The organism is Glycomyces rhizosphaerae (assembly GCF_042647865.1).
GTDB lineage: Bacteria > Actinomycetota > Actinomycetes > Mycobacteriales > Micromonosporaceae > Glycomyces > Glycomyces rhizosphaerae.
Window position 1 is genome coordinate 688,830 of sequence record NZ_JBHRWO010000010.1, and the last position, 17,773, is coordinate 706,602.

The following is a 17,773-nucleotide window of genomic DNA, read 5'->3' on the forward strand; positions in this document are numbered from 1 at the left end:
ATCCTCATCGGAGAGTTCCGTGCGGACCGGGAGACCCGGTTGCCTGCGATACGCCGCGACCGAGGCGGGCGGTTGCCTCCGAGGCCATGGATTCACCACTTTTTCACCACTCTCCAAGGGCAGGATGTGAAATCAGACACCGGCTCGAGTCGGTGCGCAGCAAGAGAAAGAAGGTGAAATCGGTGCTCAAGAATACTCGCCTCCGGAGGACCGCCGCCGCGGCGCTGATCGGAACGATGACCGCCGTCGCACTCGCGCTCGGCGCGGCCGCGCCTGCGAACGCCGATGACGTGTCCGCCCAGGGCTGGCCGACGGGGTGCACCGCCCAGGTGCAGACCTGGGGCGGGGTCGCCTCGTGCTCCAGCCACAACGGCGGCTCCTACCAGGCCGTGGCGACCTGCAAGGACAGCAACGGGAACACGTTCATCGTCAACGGCACTTGGCGCCAGACCGGGTGGTCCAGGGCGTTCTGCCCCGGCAGCTCCCAGGCCGTGAGCGCCAATGTCTGGACCTCGCCGACGCCCTGACCCGCTCCCCACGCGGATCGACTGAGAAAGGATCGACACCGATGAAGAAGATGATCTTCAACCTGCTCGCCGTGATGGCGATGGCGGGAAGCGTCCTGGTCGGAGTCCAAGGGGCCGCCAACGCGGCGGAACCCGTACCGGACCGGGCCACCGAGGACGTGTCCATCATGGGCTGGCCGTCGGGTTGCGGCGACTACCAGTACTACAACGGCTGGCTGGCACGCTGCACCAAGGCCAACGGCGGGTCCTGGATGGTCTTCGCGGTGTGCCAGACCGAGGGCGGCGGCCCCAAGTTCACCCGCAACCCGTCCGTCTGGCAGACCACCTCCAACGTGCCTTCGATCGTGAGCTGTCCCCCGGGAAGCTTCGTGGTCGACGGCGGCATCTGGACCAGCAACACCCCCTAGCGCAGTAGAGCCGCCGTCAAGTAGCCCCGCTGACCTGTGTGAACGCAGGGCCGGCGGGGCTGTTTGCGTTCATGTCTGCTTTCACCGGCTCAGGCGGGCGCGCTCTACCTCGACGCTGACCGGGAAGACCTATTGCGGCGCTTCGGGAGCCGGAGCGCCTCGACTAAGGGAAATCCGGGGTGTGCGGTGATCGCCTTGGCGGCAGTAGGCGGGCTCGTCGCGGGAGTCGCCGCGCTCGCTCAGATCCCCTGGGGCGCCTAGGTCTTGCCTCCAGGCGGTTTAATGGCCTGCGTGTCCACACTCAGCGTCCGCACCTTGAACCGAACCCTGCTCGCCCGCCAGTTCCTGGCCGAGCGCGTCCAGCTCGATCCGCTGGAGACCGTCAGGCATCTCGTTGCGATGCAAGGGCAGCACCCGAACAGCCCGTATGTGGGGCTCTGGGCGCGGCTGGAGGCGTTCGGGCATGACGATCTCGCCGTGCTGCTGCGGGAGGGGAAGGTCGTGCGCTCCGTGTCGCTGCGGCGGACCGTCCATCTCTCCGCGGGCTGCGACTACGCGTGGCTTCGGCCGACGGTGCAGCCCGTCGTGCAGAACGCGTTGAAATCGGCGTACTACGCCGACGAGATCGAAGGTCTCGACGTCGACGAACTGTCCCGCACCGGCCGTGAACTGCTCGCCGGAAAGACGCTCACCCGCAAGGCGTTCGGGGGCATGCTCGCCGAGCGCTACCCCGGTCGGCATGGGAGCCGGCTCGCCGACACCGTGGAGATCACCGAAGCGCTGACCCACGCCCCGCGGAACGGCGCGTGGGGCGGGTGGCGCCACCCCAGCAACGTCGCCGTCGCCTTGGCGGAGGAGCAGATCGGTCTGCAGATGAGCGGGACGCCCGATCTGGAGACGCTGATCCGGCGCTACCTGGCGGCGTTCGGGCCTGCGAGCGTCATGGACGTGCAGGCGTGGTCGGGCCTGACCCGGCTGCGCGAGCCGGTCGACGCGATGCGCGCCGACCTTCGGGTGTACCGGAGTGAGGAGGGCGCGGAGCTGTTCGATCTGCCCGACGCGCCCCTCGGCGACGCCGATCGGCCTGTCCCCGTTCGGTTCTTGCCGTCCTTCGACAACGCGATCCTCGGCCACCGCGACCGCACCAGGATCATCAGCGACGCCGACCGGAAGCGGTACTCGGTCGGCGCCTCCGGAGGCGTCCCCATGTTCCTGGTCGACGGCTTCGTCGCCGGGACCTGGTCGGTGCAGGGCGCCACGGTCACCGTGACACCGACGCGGCCGCTCCGGGAGGCCGACGCGGCCGCCGTCCTCGACGAAGGGGCGCGCCTGCTCGAGTTCATCGCGCCGGACGACCCCGACCGGCAGGTCCTCCTCGCCGAAGGATGATGCTCATGGCTTCGGTGTCGCTGTGGCGCAGGGCAGGATGATCGCCGAGGGCCGTTCCGGGTCGTGGTGGACGGTCTGGTCGGCGGCGCGGAGTTCGACGGCGGTGGCGATCGGGTCACCGGTGCCGTGGTTGCGGGCGTAGCGGGGGAAGGCGCCGCTCGAGACCTGGATGCGGATGCGGTGGCCGCGCTTGAAGCGGTGGGCCGTCGCCCACAGGTTGACCTCGGCGAGCGTCGGGACGTCGGCGCCGGTGAGGCTCGTCAGGCCGTCGCACACGTTGGAGGACACGCCCTCCTCGTCCACATCGCACAGTCGGACGAAGACGTCCGCGAACGGCAGGCTCGACTGGAACCAGACCTCGGCGCTCACTTCGCCGACGACCTCGACGTCCGCGTCGAGCGGTGCGGTGGTGAAGGTCAGGACGTCGGGCCGCGACTCGAGTTCGCGGTTGTCCTTGCGCCCGCCTTGCATCATGCTGGTGCCACCCACCGAGGGCGTCGGATCCGCCGGGTCGTACCGGTACCGGGAGGGCCCGCCCTCCGGCGGCGCCGCGGCCGAGAGCCGGCCGCCGGATTGCAGGTGGAACCGCTGCGGCTCATAGCCGGGCGGGGGCCAGGACGGGAAGTCGCGCCAGGCCTCCTCGCCCATCACGAACAGCCGCACCGGGTCTCGCTCGGGAGGCGCCTCGCCGCGGGCGTGCGCGAGCCCGAACTCCAGGACTTCCATCATGGACACGTTGTTGAATTCCGCGTGTGTCCACGGCCCGATGGTCAGGCGAGCGTCCTTCCCCGCCTCCTGCAGCGCTTTGAAGTCGCGCAGCTGGCCGTCAAGGAAGATGTCGAACCAGCCGCCGATGGAGCTCACCGGGGCGGCGGTCGTCGCCACGCGCTCGCGGTGGTCGAGCCGGGACCAGAACGGGTCGTCGGCGTCGTGCACGAGAATGTCCTGAAGGTACTGCGACCGCTCGCCGATCGCCCTGACGTCGGCGTCCTTCAGCGGAAGAGTCCATATTGCACGTTCGGTGCGCCGGTGTTGGGAATGCTGGCGCAGCAGGGGAAATGAGCGCTCCTGGGTGGCGACCATGGCGCCCCACCCGAACGGCGTCTCCAGCGAGAAGCCGTCGCCGCGCAGGAACTCCCGGGTGAGGGCGGACTCGGTCACCTGCGGGATCATGGCCTTGACCTGCGGCGGCAGTTCGTCTGCGACCGCCCATTGCACGAAGCCCATGTAGCTGGGGCCGAACAGCACCATCGCCTCGCCGAACCAGGGCTGCGCGATCACCCAGTCCAGGGTGTCGAGGCCGTCCTCGCGCTCCTGGCGCAGCGGGTCGAATACGCCGCCGGAGCCGAAACCGCCGCGGGTGCTCTGGACCAGGACCTGGAATCCGCGTTCGGCGAAGGGGATCACCATGGCCTTGCCGAACAGTCCGGCCCGGCCGTACGGCGTGCGGATGAGGAGGGTCGGCAGGTCTTCGGCGCCCGAACGGGGCGCCCAGCGGTCGGCGAGGAGCACCGCGCCGTCGCGCATCGGCACTTGGAGGTCCCGGTGGACGGCGAGGTCGCGGGTCTGCGGCGGCGGCAGCTTCAGCGACCGTTCCAGGATGCGGCTCATGAGCTTCACGGGTGCGACTCCTCTGTTGCGATGGCGCCCAATGCGATCGTGACACGCATGAGCCGGTCGGCGAGCGCCTCGGGATCGAGCGGGTCGTCGGCCTCGACGACCCAGACGTTGAAGAAGGCAGACGCGCCGCCGGTGATGAAGGCCGCGAGATCGTCGGCGGTCCGCGGCTCCAATTCGTCGCCGAAGTGGCGTGTGACGTTGGCGCGGTTGATCGGGAGGAAGAACTCGGACAGCGCGCGGTTCAGCGCGAACCCGCTCGGACCGGTGAGCATCGCCCGGTAGAAGGACCGGTGCTCGACGAAGTGCCGGGCGAGGACCAGTACGTGGTCGCGGCTGTTCACGGCCGAGAGCTCGTCGGGGAGCGAAGGGGTCAGCGCGCGCTCCAAGAGGTCGAGCGCGGCCTCCAGCAGGAGTGAGTCGCGGTCGCCGAAGTGCTGGTAGAGCACCTGCCTGCTGACGTCGGCGGCCTCGGCGATGTCGGCCACCGGCACGCCGGACGTGCCGCGCTCGCTCACCAACTCGACGGCGGCCCGCATCAAGGCGGCCCGCGACCGCCGCACCCGCCGGTCGGACGAGGGCTCGCTCGCGGATTCGCGTTCCATGCGAACGATCGTAGACGAGTGTCAGTAAAACAACAAGTGTTCGTTTACGGACGCCTGGCCCTGATCGGTGCTCTCGTCTCTCACTGTTCGCCCGCGTCGAGACCGTCGGGCCGGGTGCGGACGCCCTCGACTCCGGGATGGTCGACAGGATCCGTCCTGGAACCCAACGGTGCACTGTGGGCGACAGCCTCTGTGACCAGTGCGTTCGCATGCGTCAGGTGGCCGTGTATGCGTTCCGTATGCGCCGCTTATGCAGGCGGGTATCTACGCTGACGGAGGCCGGTTCACCCCCTTGGCCGGCCAGAAGGGAATGCTCCTATGTCGAACAAAGCATTGCGGCGATTGAGCGTCAGGTCGACGGTCTTCGGAGCCGTCGTCTTCGCGCTCATCGCGGTCACGGCAGGCGCCGCTTGGGCGGCGTTCACGGACAACATCTACCCCACGACGTACCAGACCGCGCCCTGCAGGGACGAGAGCGGCCCCGACGGGCGGGTCACCTGCCTTACCGACAACGCGACCCTGACGTACTACATGGACAGCGCCGGCACCAACGAGCTGGAGGGCGAGGACCGCCGGGTCGTCATCGACGTCATGTCGGACATCTACGCCCCGACCGACTTCTCCGTCTCCCTCGACACCTCGCCCGAGTTCTCCGGCAGCGCCGAGACCGACATCGTCTACGAGGAGAGCGGCATCGGCGTCCCCTCAGGCTCTTCCGGCGTCACCTTCTGCAATGACGCAGTGAGCGACCTCCGCTGCGACCAGCAGTACATCCGCATCCTCGGCGGCGGCCACTACGTCCAGGGCCTCACGTGCCACGAGACCGGCCACGCGGTGGGCCTCCAGCACGGCAACAAATCGGACCCCCTGGTGGCCAACACCGACGAGCGCCTGGGTTGCATGGAGACGCCCACCAGCGACGGTGAGGTCTTGCAGGACAACCAGATCGACAACATCAACGGCACGTACTGAGGTGGAACCCATGCGCATTCGCACCCGTATCGCAGCGGCGGTCGGCCTCATCGCGGCCGCCTCCGCCACCGGCATCGCAGTAGCGGCGATCGCCGCGCCCGCATCCGACGACCGGTCCGCGCCCGAACCGGAGACGCTGATGGCGCTCGGCAGCGACTACCTGCCGAGCGTGACGGCCTCTGACTGGGTCACCTACGCCGACTACGTCATCGTCGTCGACGCCGTGGCCGAGGAGGCCGTCCCGCCGGCGGCTTCGGAACTCGAACGCGGCGAGGGCATCATCGGCCGCACCGTCACACTCGAGGTCGAGGACGTGCTCTGGTCGCGGGAGGGCGCCCCCATGGCCGCCCCCGAGACGTGGGCCTACCCGGCCGCCGGCTGGGCCTTCGACGAAGGCGACCCCGAGGACGCCGTGGAGATGGCGCTCCAGGACTTCCCCCGAGTCGAGGTCGGGCACCGGTACGTCATGGCCGTCCGCTGGGAAGCGGCCGTGTGCACCGAGGGCGACTATCTCCCGGCCCAGTGGCGCGGGCTCGGCGAGGGCTCGCAGTTCCCGTTCGACGACGGCGTCATCGGCAACGGCGAATCCGAAGGGGCCGTGCAGGACGCGGCGGCCTTCGCGGCCGACGTCGACGTCCACGTCGACGAGGGCGTCGAAGAGCTCCTGGCCGGGCAGGGCGCCGACGCGCTCGTCAGCGTCTTGGAGGACGCGAAGGCGGACACCGCTGCGCAGTCCGAGGTGCAGGCCTTCGCCGCCGAAACCTCCTGCGAATGACCAGAAGGGACGATTAAAGGTCAGCACGCTTCACCCTCAGGCGGCGCCGTCACCCCGACGGCGCCGCTTTTCCGTGTCGGCAGCGCTGTCAGCGGCGCGACAGAAGCGCGACAGGCCGGGAGGCGAAGCTTCAGGGGCTTCAGCGGGAACCCCCGCACGAAGCCCCGACAGTGAAAGAAGCATGAGATGCCTTCGAACGCCAACGCCAACGCCAACGCCTGGACCGGCATGGTCCCGGTCGACGACACCGCGCTCGCCGTCACCGACACCGGCGGCTCGGGCACACCCATCGTGTACCTCAACGGCCAGTTCGCCACTCAGGGCTACTGGCGCAAGACCATCGCCGAGCTCGGCCCCCAGTGGCGGCACATCACCTTCGACGAGCGGGCCCGCGGACGCAAGTCCGGCACCTCGGCCGACTACTCGTTCGAGGCCGCCGTCCGCGACGTCGACGCCGTGCTCGCGGCCAGGGGCGCGGAGCGGGCGGTCGTGGTCGGCTGGTCCTACGGCGCGGTCGTCGCCGCCCATTGGGCCGAACGGAACCCGCAGCGCACCATCGGCGCGGTCGCGGTCGACGGCGCGTTCCCCTACGACTGGCTCGACGACGCCATGGAGGCGCGGATCCGCAAGCTGTTCAAGCGGATGGCCTGGTTCATGCCGATCGTGCGCCCCACCGGTCTGGTCCCGCGGATGAACGCCGCGCAGCAGGCCGAGAGCAACATCGAGCTCGGCAAGCTCTCCCGCGAAGCCGAACTCGGTCCGGTGCTGGACCGCATCGACGTCCCGATGCGCTACGTGGTCGCCTCGGGAACCTCCTTGGGCTCCAAGGGGGAAGAGCAGGAGCAGATCCGCTCCGGGCTCGACAACGCCACCGCCCGCAACGCGAACGTCAAGATCCACGCCAAGGTGCCCAGCAACCACGGCGCGATCCTGAGCAAGGACTTCCGCGCCATCGCCGAGGCCGTCCGGGAGGTCGCCGACCTCGGCGGCACGCCCCGCGCGTGACGTCACGCCACAGTGGCCTCGTCAGAAGGAGGAATGTCCGAATCTGATCGCAAACGGTTGCAGAGAAGGCCTTGACCCAGGGAAAAGGCTTTCCTAGACTCATCGACATACATCAATTTCCCCTCGATGCTTAGGAGATGTGCCGATGAGACGTTCAGTCGCACGTCGATTCGCGGCGGTGCTCGCCACCGCCGCCGTGATCGTGGCAGGTGTCGCACTGTCGATCAACAACGCTTCTGCGGCAACCGGTGGCGTCACTGGTTACGCGACGCAGAACGGCGGGACCACCGGTGGCGCCGGCGGCGCCACGGTCAAGGCCACCACCGGAACCCAGATCCATGCGGCCCTGTGCAACCGGGCCAGTTCCAGCACCCCGATCACCATCCAGGTCGAGGGCACCATCAACCACGGCAACACCACTGCGGTCTCCGGCGACAGCTGCAACACCGCCGCGAGCGTCATCGAACTCAAGCAGATCAGCAACGTCACGATCATCGGCGTGGGCGCCGGCGCGGTCTTCGACCAGATCGGCATCCACATCCGCGAAGCCAGCAACATCATCATCCAGAACGTGACGGTGAAGAACGTCAAGAAGTCGGGCTCGCCGATCTCCAACGGCGGCGACGCCATCGGCATGGAGGCCGGGGTGCGCAACGTGTGGGTCGACCACACCACTCTGGAGGCTTCGGGCGGTGAGGCCGAGGGCTATGACGGCCTCTTCGACATGAAGAACGACACCAAGTACGTGACGCTCTCGTACAGCATCCTGCGCAACTCCGAGCGCGGCGGCCTGGTCGGCTCCAGCGAGACCGACCTGACGAACAGCTTCATCACCTACCACCACAACCTGTACCAGAACCTGAACTCCCGGGTCCCGCTGCTGCGCGGCGGTACGGCGCACGTCTACAACAACCACTACGTGGGGATCGTCGAGTCCGGCATCAACTCCCGCGCCGGCGGCAAGGCCAAAGTGGACAACAACTACTTCGAGGACTCGAAGGACGTGCTGGGCACCTTCTACACCGAGGAACGCGGCACCTGGCAGACCAGCGGGAACATCCTCGACAACGTGACCTGGTCCAGCGACGGCACCGACAACCACCCAGCGGGCCCGAGCATGCCGTCCACCACCACGGTGAGCATCCCCTACAACTTCGCCCTCGACAACGCCTCGTGCGTCCCGAGCGTCGTGAGCCAGACGGCGGGCGCGAACAAGGGCCTGCAGGTCTCGGACGGCAGCTGCAGCGTCCAGACCCCGTCGCAGAACCCGACCAACCCCACCACCGGTCCGACTGACCCCGGCACGAGTCCGACCAACCCTCCGACCGGGAACAACCTCAGCGTCGGAGCCGGGGCCGACGGATCCAGCAAGGCCGACGGGACCAGCTACGGCAGCGTGCTCGACGGCAACATGAGCACCTACTGGTCGCCGAGCGGCACCACCGGCCGCGTCTCCGTCAAGTGGGGCTCCGCCGTCACCGTCGACACCATCAACATCCGCGAGGCCGCCGGTTCCGAAGGCAACATCGACAACTGGCAGGTCGTGAACAACGCCAACGGCGCGGTCCTGGCCTCCGGCACCGGCGCAGGGGTCATCTCCTTCGCCGCGACCTCCCTGACCAAGATCAACTTCGTCATTACGAGCGCGAGCGGCACACCGAAGATCGCCGAGTTCGAGACCTATGCCTGACGGTCGGCCTCGGACAGGGCGCCCCGCGCGGATCGACACCGCGCGGGGCGTTCGCGCCCTTCGGGAGACCTTGCACCCATCCGAGCTCCGGCGTTGGCCCCGCTACCTGCGACTTTGATAGAGTCCGACGGGTGACCGCGGGCCTTTCGCGCACGCGGGATCGGGGGAGACGGTGGAACAGGACGAGCTGAACGGGCTGCCGCTCGTGAGCCGGGCGCGCTATGCGGTGCTCGGCGTCATGCAGCGCGCCCAGAACGTGCGGCTCGACTGGGTCGACGCGGCCTCCGAGCTGGAAGGCGCCTCGGGCGACCCGGGCTGGCCCGCCGCGCTCGCCAAGGTCCTCGAGGAACTCGGCGACGACGCGATCCTCCGTGCCTGGGAGTGGGGCTGGATGCCGCGAGAGGTGTTGAGCGCCTTGCGGAAATCACTCAGCGCCGAGGCCGTGCGGGCCGGGGCCGTCATGATGCGCGGGCAGCTGGGTCGCTACCCCGACTCCCAACTCAGCGACCGCTGGAACGTGCACCGCGAGGAACTCGCCGCCTCCGTGCCCTTCGCGGGCGTCGCCAAGGCGAGCGCGGGCCTGGGCCGATGGGACCGGATCGTGCTGTGGGCCGCGGTGCTCGAAGCGTTCCACCTGATCAGCGGCCTCCCGAAGATCGCGAAGGTCGAGCCGCTGCCCGGGGACCTCCTGATCACGCACGGCCTCGGCGTGGCCGAATCCTCCCGCGTGTACGAGAAGATCCGCGCGCTCCTGGCGAAGGCCGAGTCGACCGACTCCGACGCGGAGGCCGAAGCGTTCACCGCCAAGGCGCAGCAGCTCATCGCCCGCCACAGCATCAGCGAGGCCCTGCTTTCCGAAGCGGGCCAGGACAAGCGCGAACCCGAAGCCCTTCGCGTCATCATCGAGCGCCCCTACGAGCAGCCCAAGTCCGAGCTCCTCGCCCAGATCGCCGACGCCAACCACTGCCGCTCCGTCTACTGGCCGGAGGGCGGCTTCACCACACTGATCGGGGACCGCGGCGACCTCCGCTCGGTCGAGCTCCTCTTCAACTCGCTCCTCGTCCAAGCCACGGGAGCGATGGCCAGGGCCGGTTCGATCTCCGCCAAGCGCGGCAAGTCCCAGACCCGCTCCTTCCGCCAGTCCTTCCTCGCCTCCTTCGCGATGCGCATCGGCGAACGCCTCCGCGAATCCGCCGAAGACACCGAGCGCGAGGTCGCCGAGGAGACCGGTACCGACCTCGTTCCGGTCATGCGCCAACGCGACCAGCGCGTCGACGCCCGCACCGAAGCGCTCTTCCCCCGCCTCAAGTTCGGCCGCTCCACCCGCATCACCAACTACGAGGGCCACATCGCCGGCCTCGCAGCGGCCGACGCCGCCCGCCTCACCGCCCCAACCCCGATCACCCGCCGCTGAGTCCGAGCGGCCGGGTGTCCGAGCGCCAAATACATCGATGGTCTTGACTTTCTCAATGTTAATGATCACACTGGGTCGAAGCGCTCATGTTAGCGGTCACCCCCGGCTGCCACCGCATCTTCCGTTTTGCTCCTCACCGCAGAAAGGCATTGAACGATGCCCTCACGTCGCATGCTCCTCACCACCGCGATGGCCTCGGCCGTGGCCGGCGCCGTCGGTCTGCCGAACGCCGCGCACGCCCAGACCTACGCGGCCTACGCCATGGCCTACTTCAAAGAGTCGCCGGACCTGACCGACGACAGCTACGCGCTGCACCTCGCCGTCAGCGGCGACGGCCTCGACTGGACGCCGCTCAACCAGAACAACCCGGTCGCCACGCCGACCGCCGGCATGCAGGGCCTGCGCGACCCGTTCATCCTGCGCAAGCAGGACGGCACGTTCGCGGTCCTCGCGACCGACCTCAAAGGACGCGTGTTCAACCTCAACAACCAGTACATCCACGTGTGGGACTCCGCGGACCTGCGCAGTTTCACCGGGTACCGCCGCGTCAAGCTCCACGACCTCGCTACCCACTCCTGGGCGCCCACCGCGTTCTGGGACCCGACCCGCGGGCGCTACGCCGTCGTCTACTCGGCCAACAACGGCACCCGCGACGTCTTCATGGTCAACTACACGACCGACTTCGTGAACATGGGCGCCGCGCAGGTGTTCTTCGACCCGGGATTCAACGTGCTCGACGGGGACGTGCTCGTCCACAACGGCGCTTTCTACCTGGCGTACAAGAACCTCGCGAACGGCAACCTCTACGTCTCCCGGTCGACCTCCGGCCAGCCGAACACCTTCACCACGTTGACCGGCGGCCTGCGCCAAGGCAGCGCGATCGAGGCGCCGATCCTCGTGAAGTCCAACAGCGCCAACGCCTTCTGGCTCTGGGGCGACTCCTTCAGCCCCGCCAATGCCGTCTTCTACGCCTGGCGTTCAACGGACATCGGCGGCGACTCCTGGACGGCCCTGAACCAGCGCGACTACACCGCGCCGATCAGCAGCAAGCACGCCGGGATCCTTCCGATCACGGAAGCCGAACGGGCCGCGCTCGTGACCCGCTGGGGCGCACCGCAATGGAACCGCCTCAAGTCCTACAACTTCCCCGACCGGTACGTGCGGCACGCCGGCGGCATCGGCCGCCTCGACCCGTTCCCGATGGAGCCGCCCGCCGACCAGCAGTGGCGACTCCGTGCCGGCCTTGCCGACGCCGCCGGCGTCTCGTTCGAGTCGGTGAACTACCCCGGCCGCTTCCTGCGGCACTCCGGCTACGCGGTCCGCCTGGACCCCAACGACAACACCGCGCAGTTCGCGGCCGACGCCACCTTCACCCGCGCCGCGGGCCTGGCCGACGGCGCGTGGACCTCGTTCCGGTCCTTCAACTTCCCGGACCGGTACCTGCGCCACTCGGGGTACGTGCTGCGGATCGACCCGCTCACCAGTGCCTCGCCCGCGACGGACCGCCAGGACGCGACCTTCAAGATCACCTACTAGGAGGCCGTGATGTCGGCGTTCCGCCGGACGGCCCTGTGCCTGGCGTCAATCCTCCTGCTGCTCTTCGGATCCATGATCACCGCATCCAGCGCTCAGGCGCAGCAGGCCACGTTCACCAACCCGCTCAACGGCTCCGGCTCCGATCCGTGGATGACCTACCACGACGGCAACTACTACCTGATGACCACGACCTGGACCGGGCCGCTCACCATGAAGAAGGCACCGACCATCGCGGGGTTGAAGAACGCCGCCGCGGTGCCGGTCTTCACCGACTTCCCGGCCGACCGCGACCACTACGTCTGGGCGCCCGAGTTCCACTTCCTCAACGGCCCCAACGGTCCACGATGGTACATCTACTACTCCGCCGGCGCCGCCGGCATCGAGGACCAGCGCATTCACGTCGCCGAGAGCGCGGGCACCGACCCGATGGGGCCCTACACGTACAAAGGCATGATCTTCGGCGCGAACAACTGGTGGGGGATCGACGGCAACGTCGTCACCATCGACGGGAGCCTGTACCTCCTCTGGTCGGGCGTGCCCGGCCGATGGACCGGCAACGACCCGAGCGTCTACATCGTCCGGTTGAGCGATCCCTGGACCGTGACCGGTGCGCGCACGATGATCTCGACGCCGGAGTACGACTGGGAGAACGTGGGCACACCGATGAACGAGGGGCCCGCCGCACTGCAGCACGACGGCCGCACGTTCGTCACCTACTCCGCGAGCAACTGCCAGACGCCCGACTACAGACTCGGGCTCCTGGAGCTGACCGGTTCGAACCCGCTCGACGCGAACGCGTGGACCAAGGATCCCGAACCGGTCTTCGAACGCAACGACGCGGCCGGGGTCTACGGTCCCGCCCACAACGGCTTCTTCAAGTCGCCCGACGGCACCGAGGACTGGATCGTTTACCACGCCAACGACTCCGCCACCGACGGCTGCGGCAACACCCGCAACACCCGCATCCAGGAGTTCAATTGGAACCCGGACGGCACACCGAATTTCGGGACTCCGGTCTCGACTTCCACAGTGCTCCCCGTGCCTTCCGGCGAATCGGAACCACCTTCGAGCCGCTTGCAGTCCTACAACTTCCAGGACCGCTACGTGCGCCACGCCGACTACGACGTGCGCATCGACCCGGCGGTCTCACCGGCCCAGGACGGACGCTTCCGGCTCGTTCCCGGCCTGGCGAACGACGGGACGGGGTACGTCTCGTTCGAGTCGGTGAACTTCCCGGGCCACTACCTGCGACATTCGAACTACGACATGGTGCTGGCGCCGGACAACGGCACCGCCTTGTTCGCCCAGGACGCGACGTTCCGCCAAGTGGCCGGTCTAGCGGACGCCTCATGGTCCTCGTTCCAGTCGTACAACTTCCCGACCCGCTATCTGCGGCATGACAACTACCTTCTGCGCATCGACCCGATCAGCGACGCGACCGGCCGCGCGGACGCCACGTTCCGAGTCGCCTCGTAGCCCCGCCAACGAGAAGGCCCCCGGTGTTGCCGGGGGCCTTCTCACTGCCTCAAAGCCGATGCATCGGCCGGTGGCGTTGATTGGCATGGATGAGGTCGCAGTGGTCGAGCCGCCAACCGTGCGGTGTCGCACGGAAAGTAAAGGTCATCGCCTGGTGTGCCGCACCGTTCTCGACCATGGCGACGATCTCGGTGGAATCGCGAGTCGGGCAGTTCGCCCGCACGACCCGCACCTGCCGGAACCGCGACGGCACCCGCCTCCGCACCCTGGAAAAGGCCGCCCATCCCGCATCGGTGGCGAGCAGCCGGGCCTCGGCGGCCGATTTCCGACCGGTGAGGACGTTCAGGAAAAAGGCCGAGTAGGAAACGGCCTGGCGAGGTGAGAATCGATTCGGGGACTCGGGGAAGTCATTGCGACAGTTCATGATTGCTCCTTAAATCGATCGGTGGAGGATCGGTTCTGGAGAAGAATCTATTCATCACTATCAGTGAAGTCAAGAATACCAATAGTGATGAATCCGTGCCTGACTTGGGAATTTTGTGGAATTCGCACGAGGAGCGCTAGGCAACGGCTGCATCGTAAGCGACAAGAGCGCGACGTTGAAGCACTCCGACTGCGGAACCCTACAAAAATCAATCAGTCGACCATGGCGTGTCGCGCGGGGGCGCCGGTCGTGCCTGCGCGCAGCGAACGGGCCGGTCACCGCAACAGCGGTGACCGGCCCGATGGCGTGCAGTCGTTCGCGACTCGCTGAGTCAGCCCTTGATGGCGCCGGTGAGGACGCCGGAGGTGAAGAAGCGCTGGAGGAACGGGTAGACCACCAGGATGGGGATCGTCGCGAGGACGATGACCGCCATCTGGAGGGTCACGCCCGGCGGCGGGGGCTGGTCGGGGGAGACGACGGCTCCCGGGATCGCGACGCCGGCGAGGACGTACTGCTGGAGGACGACCTGGATGGGCCACTTCTCGCTGTCGTTGATGTAGAGCAGCGCGTTGAAGTAGGTGTTCCAGTAGGCCACGGCGTAGAACAGGCCCATCACGGCGAGCACGGGTTTGGAGAGGGGCAGGACGATCTGGAGGAAGATCCGCCATTCGCCCGCGCCGTCGATGCGCGCCGCTTCGATGAGTTCCTCTGGGAGGCCTTGGAAGAAGTTCCGGATCACGATCATGTTGAAGGCCGAGATGAGGCCCGGGATGATCAGGGACCAGGTGGAGTCCAGTAGACCGAGGTACTTGATGAGCATGAAGTTCGGGATGATCCCGGCGCTGAAGAACATCGTGGCGAGGATGCCGACGAGCACGATCTTGGCGCCGGGGACCTGGCGGGTGCGCACCAGGCCCCAGGCGAGCATCGAGGTCGCCGCGAGGGAGAGGAGCGTGCCGACGACGGTGATGAACAGCGAGTTGCGGAGGCCGTCGACCACGGTGCCGCCGTTGAAGATCGCGCGGTAGGCGTCGAGCGAGAACTCCGTCGGGAAGACGACGCCGGCCCGGGCCTGCGCGGGTGCGGCGAAGCTCATCGCGATGACGTAGACCAGCGGGTAGATCATCGTGATGACGATGCAGACGATGACGATCGCCTTGATCGCCCTGACCCACACCGAGGGCGGGTTCATCCATGGTGGACGGCTTACTGTTGCGGTGGCCATTAGAAGATCCCCTCTCCGCCCATCTTCTTGGCGAGCTTGTTGGCCGACAGGACCAGGATGGTGCCGATGATGCCCTTGAGCAGGCCCGCGGCGGTGGCGATGCCCCATTGGCCGCCGAGGACGCCTCTGAAGTAGACGAACGTGTCGAGCACCTGCGCGGCGTCGGCGCCGACCATCGGCTGCTGGAGCAGGAGCTGCTCGAAGCCGACGGTGAGGATCGAGCCGATGTTCAGGATGAGCAGGAGCGTCGCGACGGGGACGAGCGCCGGAAGCGTGATGTGCCAGGTGCGCTGCCAGCCGGACGCGCCGTCGATCGCCGCGGCTTCGTAACGCTCGGAAGGGATGCCGGCGATCGCGGCGAAGAAGATGATGGTGCCCCAGCCGGCGTCCTTCCAGATGTTCTGGGCGACGACGAGGAACTTGAAGTTGTCGGCGTCGGTCATCAGGTCGAAGCCGTGTACGCCCATCCCGTCGAGGAGCCCCGCGACGAGACCGCCGCCGCCCACGACCTGCTGCCACACCGAGATGACGATGACCCAGGAGAGGAAGTTCGGCAGGTAGACGATGGTCTGGACGAGCCGCTTCACTTTGTTCGACAGCAACGAGTGCAGCAGGAGTGCGAGGGCGATCGGTGCCGGGAACGCGAAGGCCAGCTGGAGGAACGCGATGATGAGCGTGTTCCGCAGCGCGGTGATGATCTCGGGGTCGGTCCAGATCGCGTTGAAGTTCGCGAAGCCGACCCACGGCGAGCCCTCGATGCCGCGGAACGGCGAGTAGTCCTGGAACGCGACCACGTTGCCGGCCATGGGCACGTACATGAAGACCAGGAAGAACGCGGCGCCGGGGACGATGAAGGTGTAGGACCAGCGTTCACGCCAGATGCGTTGGCGCAGCGTCAGTTTGCGTCGTTTCGGGCGCGCGGACGGCCCCGGGGCCCGCTCAGTGCGGGTCCCGGGGCCGGCGTCCGTGGTGCTCACGCTCACTTGCCCGCGTCCTTCAACGCCTGGGTGTACTCGTCGCGGACCTGGGTGCCTCCCTGCGACATGTAGTTGTCCACGAAGGACTGCAGATCGTCGATGCTCTCGCGGCCGGTGATGACGCCGCTCTCGTAGTCGGTCCACAGCTGCTTGAGCTGCGCGCCCTTGGTGACGAAGGTCTGCGAGGCGGCCTCGAGCCCTTCGAGGGGGCGCGCGATCGAGTTCTGGGCCAGGGCCTCCATGACGGTGACGAACGAGTCGGCCCAGGGGGCCGCGTTCGGGTGGATGCGGTACCCGTTGTCGCCGGAGGTGACGCCGACGTACTGGACGGACAGGTCGATCATGCTGTCGGGGTTGACGATCGGGATGCCGTGCGCGTCGACCGTGTGGTGGACGCCCTCGGTGCCGTTGGCGATGAAGTACTGCTCCTCGGAGCCGAACGGGGCCGAGAGGTAGTCGAGGACGTTGAGGATCTCGGTGAGGCGGTCCTCGTCCTCGGCCGCAGCGGCCGAGACGCAGGTCGACCTGCCGTAGGGCACGTTGCGCACGACGACCTGAGAGGAGCCGTCGAAGCCGGGCATGTCGAAGAAGTCGTACGTCGCGCCCGGCAGGTCCGCCTCCCACTGGGACAGGCCGGCCCCGCCGATGGCCGCGCCGACCGCGTCGTAGCGCAGGGCCGCACCGGAGACGATGTCGGTAGCCGTGGGGGACATGGAGACCGGGTCGAAGATCCCCTCGGCCCAGGCGCGGGCGAGCCATTCGAGCATCGCCTTGTAGTTCTCGGTCTGGGTGATGTGGACCAGGTCGCCGTCGCCGTTCAGCTGCCATTCGGCGCCGGTCTTGAACAGGCGCTGGAACATCGACGCGGTTCCGGGATGGGCGTCGTACTTGTTGAGCCCGTAGACCTTCTGACCGCCGGGGCCCGTGCCGAGGGCCGAGACCTCCTTGAGCATGGTGAACAGCTCGTCGGCGTCCTTGGGGGCGCGCCCGATCGAGGTCTGGTCGACCAGGTCGGTGCGCATCGTCGGCAGGTTGGTGAGGGCCCAGACGATCGAGGGGATCTGGTAGATGCGGCCGTCCTTGAGGCTGGCCTGCCAGATCTCCTCTTTGCGCGCGGCCAGGTTGGGCCACTTGAGGATGTTGTCGCCCGAGAGGGTCTCGGAGAGATCGGCGAACGCGCCGTCGCGGATGCCCTGGAGGTTCCCCGCGGACTGGTCGTTGACGAAGACCAGGTCCGGGACGTCGCCCGAGGCGAGCATGGTCGCGAACTTCTGGTCGAACACCGGCTGCGGCACGAACTGCGGCTCGAAGCTCACCCCGAGGCGCTCGTTCAGCTCCTGCCAGTACGGGTTCTCCTCGAGCGGGGTCGCGGGGTCGCCCCAGGTGAGCTGGAAGGTCGTGACCTTGCCGCCGGAGCCCGGCTCGCGGTTCACCGATTTGAAGTAGCTCTTCGGGTACTCGGTGTAGACGCTCTCCATGCCGGGCGTCTCGGTCGAGTAGAACGGCTGGGCGTCCAGTTCCGGTGCGGGCTGGTACGTCGGCATGTCGTAGTCGCCGCCGCCCGAGGCGCCGCCGGAGTTGTCCGAGCAGGCGGCGGTGGTGCCGAGAGCGGTGACTGCGGCTGCGGCGCCTGCCGCGCCGAGAAGCTTGCGGCGAGTTACTTCGGCCATGAGGGGCCTCCTTAAATCAACGTTGATACAGGGGTGAGGGATGAGGCTGGTGTGAAGATTATGG

At 67.7% G+C, this 17,773-nt stretch carries 16 protein-coding genes; 10 read left to right on the forward strand and 6 right to left on the reverse strand.

Features of this window, described 5'->3' with window-relative positions; translation table 11 throughout:
* The first annotated feature begins 182 nt into the window (after window positions 1-182).
* The 3 genes from ACFO8M_RS12995 to ACFO8M_RS13005 all read left to right on the forward strand — a co-directional run bounded on the left by ACFO8M_RS12995 (window position 183) and on the right by ACFO8M_RS13005 (window position 2,323).
* Window positions 183-527, forward strand: a complete 345-nt coding sequence (locus ACFO8M_RS12995) for a hypothetical protein (protein ID WP_387975692.1) — start codon at window positions 183-185, stop codon at window positions 525-527.
* 41 nt (window positions 528-568) lie between these two features.
* A complete protein-coding gene (locus ACFO8M_RS13000; RefSeq protein ID WP_387975695.1) occupies window positions 569-934 on the forward strand; it encodes a hypothetical protein in 366 nt (121 codons plus the stop codon).
* Between the two features lie 282 nt (window positions 935-1,216).
* On the forward strand, window positions 1,217-2,323 hold the full coding sequence (locus ACFO8M_RS13005) for a winged helix DNA-binding domain-containing protein (protein WP_449267471.1): 1,107 nt from the start codon (window positions 1,217-1,219) through the stop codon (window positions 2,321-2,323).
* 3 nt (window positions 2,324-2,326) lie between these two features.
* On the opposite strand, the gene ACFO8M_RS13010 is transcribed toward ACFO8M_RS13005, so the two are convergent.
* Both ACFO8M_RS13010 and ACFO8M_RS13015 read right to left on the reverse strand, forming a co-directional pair.
* A complete protein-coding gene (locus ACFO8M_RS13010) occupies window positions 2,327-3,934 on the reverse strand; it encodes a CocE/NonD family hydrolase (RefSeq protein WP_387976381.1) in 1,608 nt (535 codons plus the stop codon).
* 5 nt (window positions 3,935-3,939) lie between these two features.
* The gene (locus ACFO8M_RS13015) at window positions 3,940-4,545 is read right to left on the reverse strand and encodes a TetR/AcrR family transcriptional regulator (protein WP_387975701.1); all 606 of its coding nucleotides are present in this window, start codon (window positions 4,543-4,545) and stop codon (window positions 3,940-3,942) included.
* Between the two features lie 318 nt (window positions 4,546-4,863).
* Here ACFO8M_RS13015 and ACFO8M_RS13020 point away from each other — a divergent pair, with 318 nt between their 5' ends.
* The 7 genes from ACFO8M_RS13020 to ACFO8M_RS13050 all read left to right on the forward strand — a co-directional run bounded on the left by ACFO8M_RS13020 (window position 4,864) and on the right by ACFO8M_RS13050 (window position 13,413).
* Window positions 4,864-5,517 carry a hypothetical protein gene (locus ACFO8M_RS13020; protein ID WP_387975703.1) on the forward strand — a complete coding sequence of 218 codons (654 nt, stop codon included), beginning with the start codon at window positions 4,864-4,866 and terminating at the stop codon, window positions 5,515-5,517.
* Window positions 5,518-5,527: 10 nt separating this feature from the next.
* Window positions 5,528-6,292, forward strand: a complete 765-nt coding sequence (locus ACFO8M_RS13025; protein WP_387975706.1) for a hypothetical protein — start codon at window positions 5,528-5,530, stop codon at window positions 6,290-6,292.
* Between the two features lie 186 nt (window positions 6,293-6,478).
* Window positions 6,479-7,297 carry an alpha/beta hydrolase gene (locus ACFO8M_RS13030; protein ID WP_387975708.1) on the forward strand — a complete coding sequence of 273 codons (819 nt, stop codon included), beginning with the start codon at window positions 6,479-6,481 and terminating at the stop codon, window positions 7,295-7,297.
* A gap of 145 nt (window positions 7,298-7,442) precedes the next feature.
* Window positions 7,443-8,987 carry a pectate lyase family protein gene (locus ACFO8M_RS13035; protein ID WP_387975711.1) on the forward strand — a complete coding sequence of 515 codons (1,545 nt, stop codon included), beginning with the start codon at window positions 7,443-7,445 and terminating at the stop codon, window positions 8,985-8,987.
* Between the two features lie 172 nt (window positions 8,988-9,159).
* Window positions 9,160-10,401 (forward strand): DUF2786 domain-containing protein, encoded by a 1,242-nt coding sequence (locus ACFO8M_RS13040; protein ID WP_387975714.1) that lies wholly within the window; start codon window positions 9,160-9,162, stop codon window positions 10,399-10,401.
* 156 nt (window positions 10,402-10,557) lie between these two features.
* Complete coding sequence (locus ACFO8M_RS13045) at window positions 10,558-11,937, forward strand: AbfB domain-containing protein (RefSeq protein WP_387975716.1); 1,380 nt, start codon at window positions 10,558-10,560, stop codon at window positions 11,935-11,937.
* A gap of 9 nt (window positions 11,938-11,946) precedes the next feature.
* Window positions 11,947-13,413, forward strand: coding sequence for a family 43 glycosylhydrolase (locus tag ACFO8M_RS13050; protein ID WP_387975719.1), 1,467 nt, complete (start codon window positions 11,947-11,949; stop codon window positions 13,411-13,413).
* A 49-nt stretch (window positions 13,414-13,462) separates the two neighbouring features.
* Here the strand turns inward: ACFO8M_RS13050 and ACFO8M_RS13055 are convergent, their stop codons facing one another.
* The 4 genes from ACFO8M_RS13055 to ACFO8M_RS13070 form a co-directional block, all read right to left on the reverse strand.
* Window positions 13,463-13,837 (reverse strand): hypothetical protein, encoded by a 375-nt coding sequence (locus tag ACFO8M_RS13055; RefSeq protein WP_387975722.1) that lies wholly within the window; start codon window positions 13,835-13,837, stop codon window positions 13,463-13,465.
* A 331-nt stretch (window positions 13,838-14,168) separates the two neighbouring features.
* Window positions 14,169-15,029 (reverse strand): carbohydrate ABC transporter permease, encoded by an 861-nt coding sequence (locus tag ACFO8M_RS13060; RefSeq protein WP_387975725.1) that lies wholly within the window; start codon window positions 15,027-15,029, stop codon window positions 14,169-14,171.
* Window positions 15,030-15,061: 32 nt separating this feature from the next.
* Window positions 15,062-16,045, reverse strand: coding sequence for an ABC transporter permease (locus ACFO8M_RS13065; RefSeq protein WP_387975728.1), 984 nt, complete (start codon window positions 16,043-16,045; stop codon window positions 15,062-15,064).
* Window positions 16,042-17,709, reverse strand: a complete 1,668-nt coding sequence (locus tag ACFO8M_RS13070; RefSeq protein WP_387975731.1) for an extracellular solute-binding protein — start codon at window positions 17,707-17,709, stop codon at window positions 16,042-16,044. The genes ACFO8M_RS13065 and ACFO8M_RS13070 overlap by 4 nt, the downstream gene beginning before the upstream one ends.
* Window positions 17,710-17,773 lie beyond the last annotated feature (64 nt).

What these genes read in the sequence shown, in the direction of transcription:
- ACFO8M_RS13000 (WP_387975695.1), top strand. Translation starts at nt 569, where the DNA reads ATGAAGAAGATGATCTTCAACCTGCTCGCCGTGATGGCGATGGCGGGA.
- ACFO8M_RS13005 (WP_449267471.1), top strand. Translation starts at nt 1,217, where the DNA reads ATGGCCTGCGTGTCCACACTCAGCGTCCGCACCTTGAACCGAACCCTG.
- ACFO8M_RS13010 (WP_387976381.1), bottom strand. Translation starts at nt 3,934, where the DNA reads ATGAGCCGCATCCTGGAACGGTCGCTGAAGCTGCCGCCGCCGCAGACC.
- ACFO8M_RS13015 (WP_387975701.1), bottom strand. Translation starts at nt 4,545, where the DNA reads ATGGAACGCGAATCCGCGAGCGAGCCCTCGTCCGACCGGCGGGTGCGG.
- ACFO8M_RS13020 (WP_387975703.1), top strand. Translation starts at nt 4,864, where the DNA reads ATGTCGAACAAAGCATTGCGGCGATTGAGCGTCAGGTCGACGGTCTTC.
- ACFO8M_RS13025 (WP_387975706.1), top strand. Translation starts at nt 5,528, where the DNA reads ATGCGCATTCGCACCCGTATCGCAGCGGCGGTCGGCCTCATCGCGGCC.
- ACFO8M_RS13030 (WP_387975708.1), top strand. Translation starts at nt 6,479, where the DNA reads ATGCCTTCGAACGCCAACGCCAACGCCAACGCCTGGACCGGCATGGTC.
- ACFO8M_RS13035 (WP_387975711.1), top strand. Translation starts at nt 7,443, where the DNA reads ATGAGACGTTCAGTCGCACGTCGATTCGCGGCGGTGCTCGCCACCGCC.
- ACFO8M_RS13045 (WP_387975716.1), top strand. Translation starts at nt 10,558, where the DNA reads ATGCCCTCACGTCGCATGCTCCTCACCACCGCGATGGCCTCGGCCGTG.
- ACFO8M_RS13050 (WP_387975719.1), top strand. Translation starts at nt 11,947, where the DNA reads ATGTCGGCGTTCCGCCGGACGGCCCTGTGCCTGGCGTCAATCCTCCTG.
- ACFO8M_RS13055 (WP_387975722.1), bottom strand. Translation starts at nt 13,837, where the DNA reads ATGAACTGTCGCAATGACTTCCCCGAGTCCCCGAATCGATTCTCACCT.
- ACFO8M_RS13060 (WP_387975725.1), bottom strand. Translation starts at nt 15,029, where the DNA reads ATGAACCCGCCCTCGGTGTGGGTCAGGGCGATCAAGGCGATCGTCATC.
- ACFO8M_RS13070 (WP_387975731.1), bottom strand. Translation starts at nt 17,709, where the DNA reads ATGGCCGAAGTAACTCGCCGCAAGCTTCTCGGCGCGGCAGGCGCCGCA.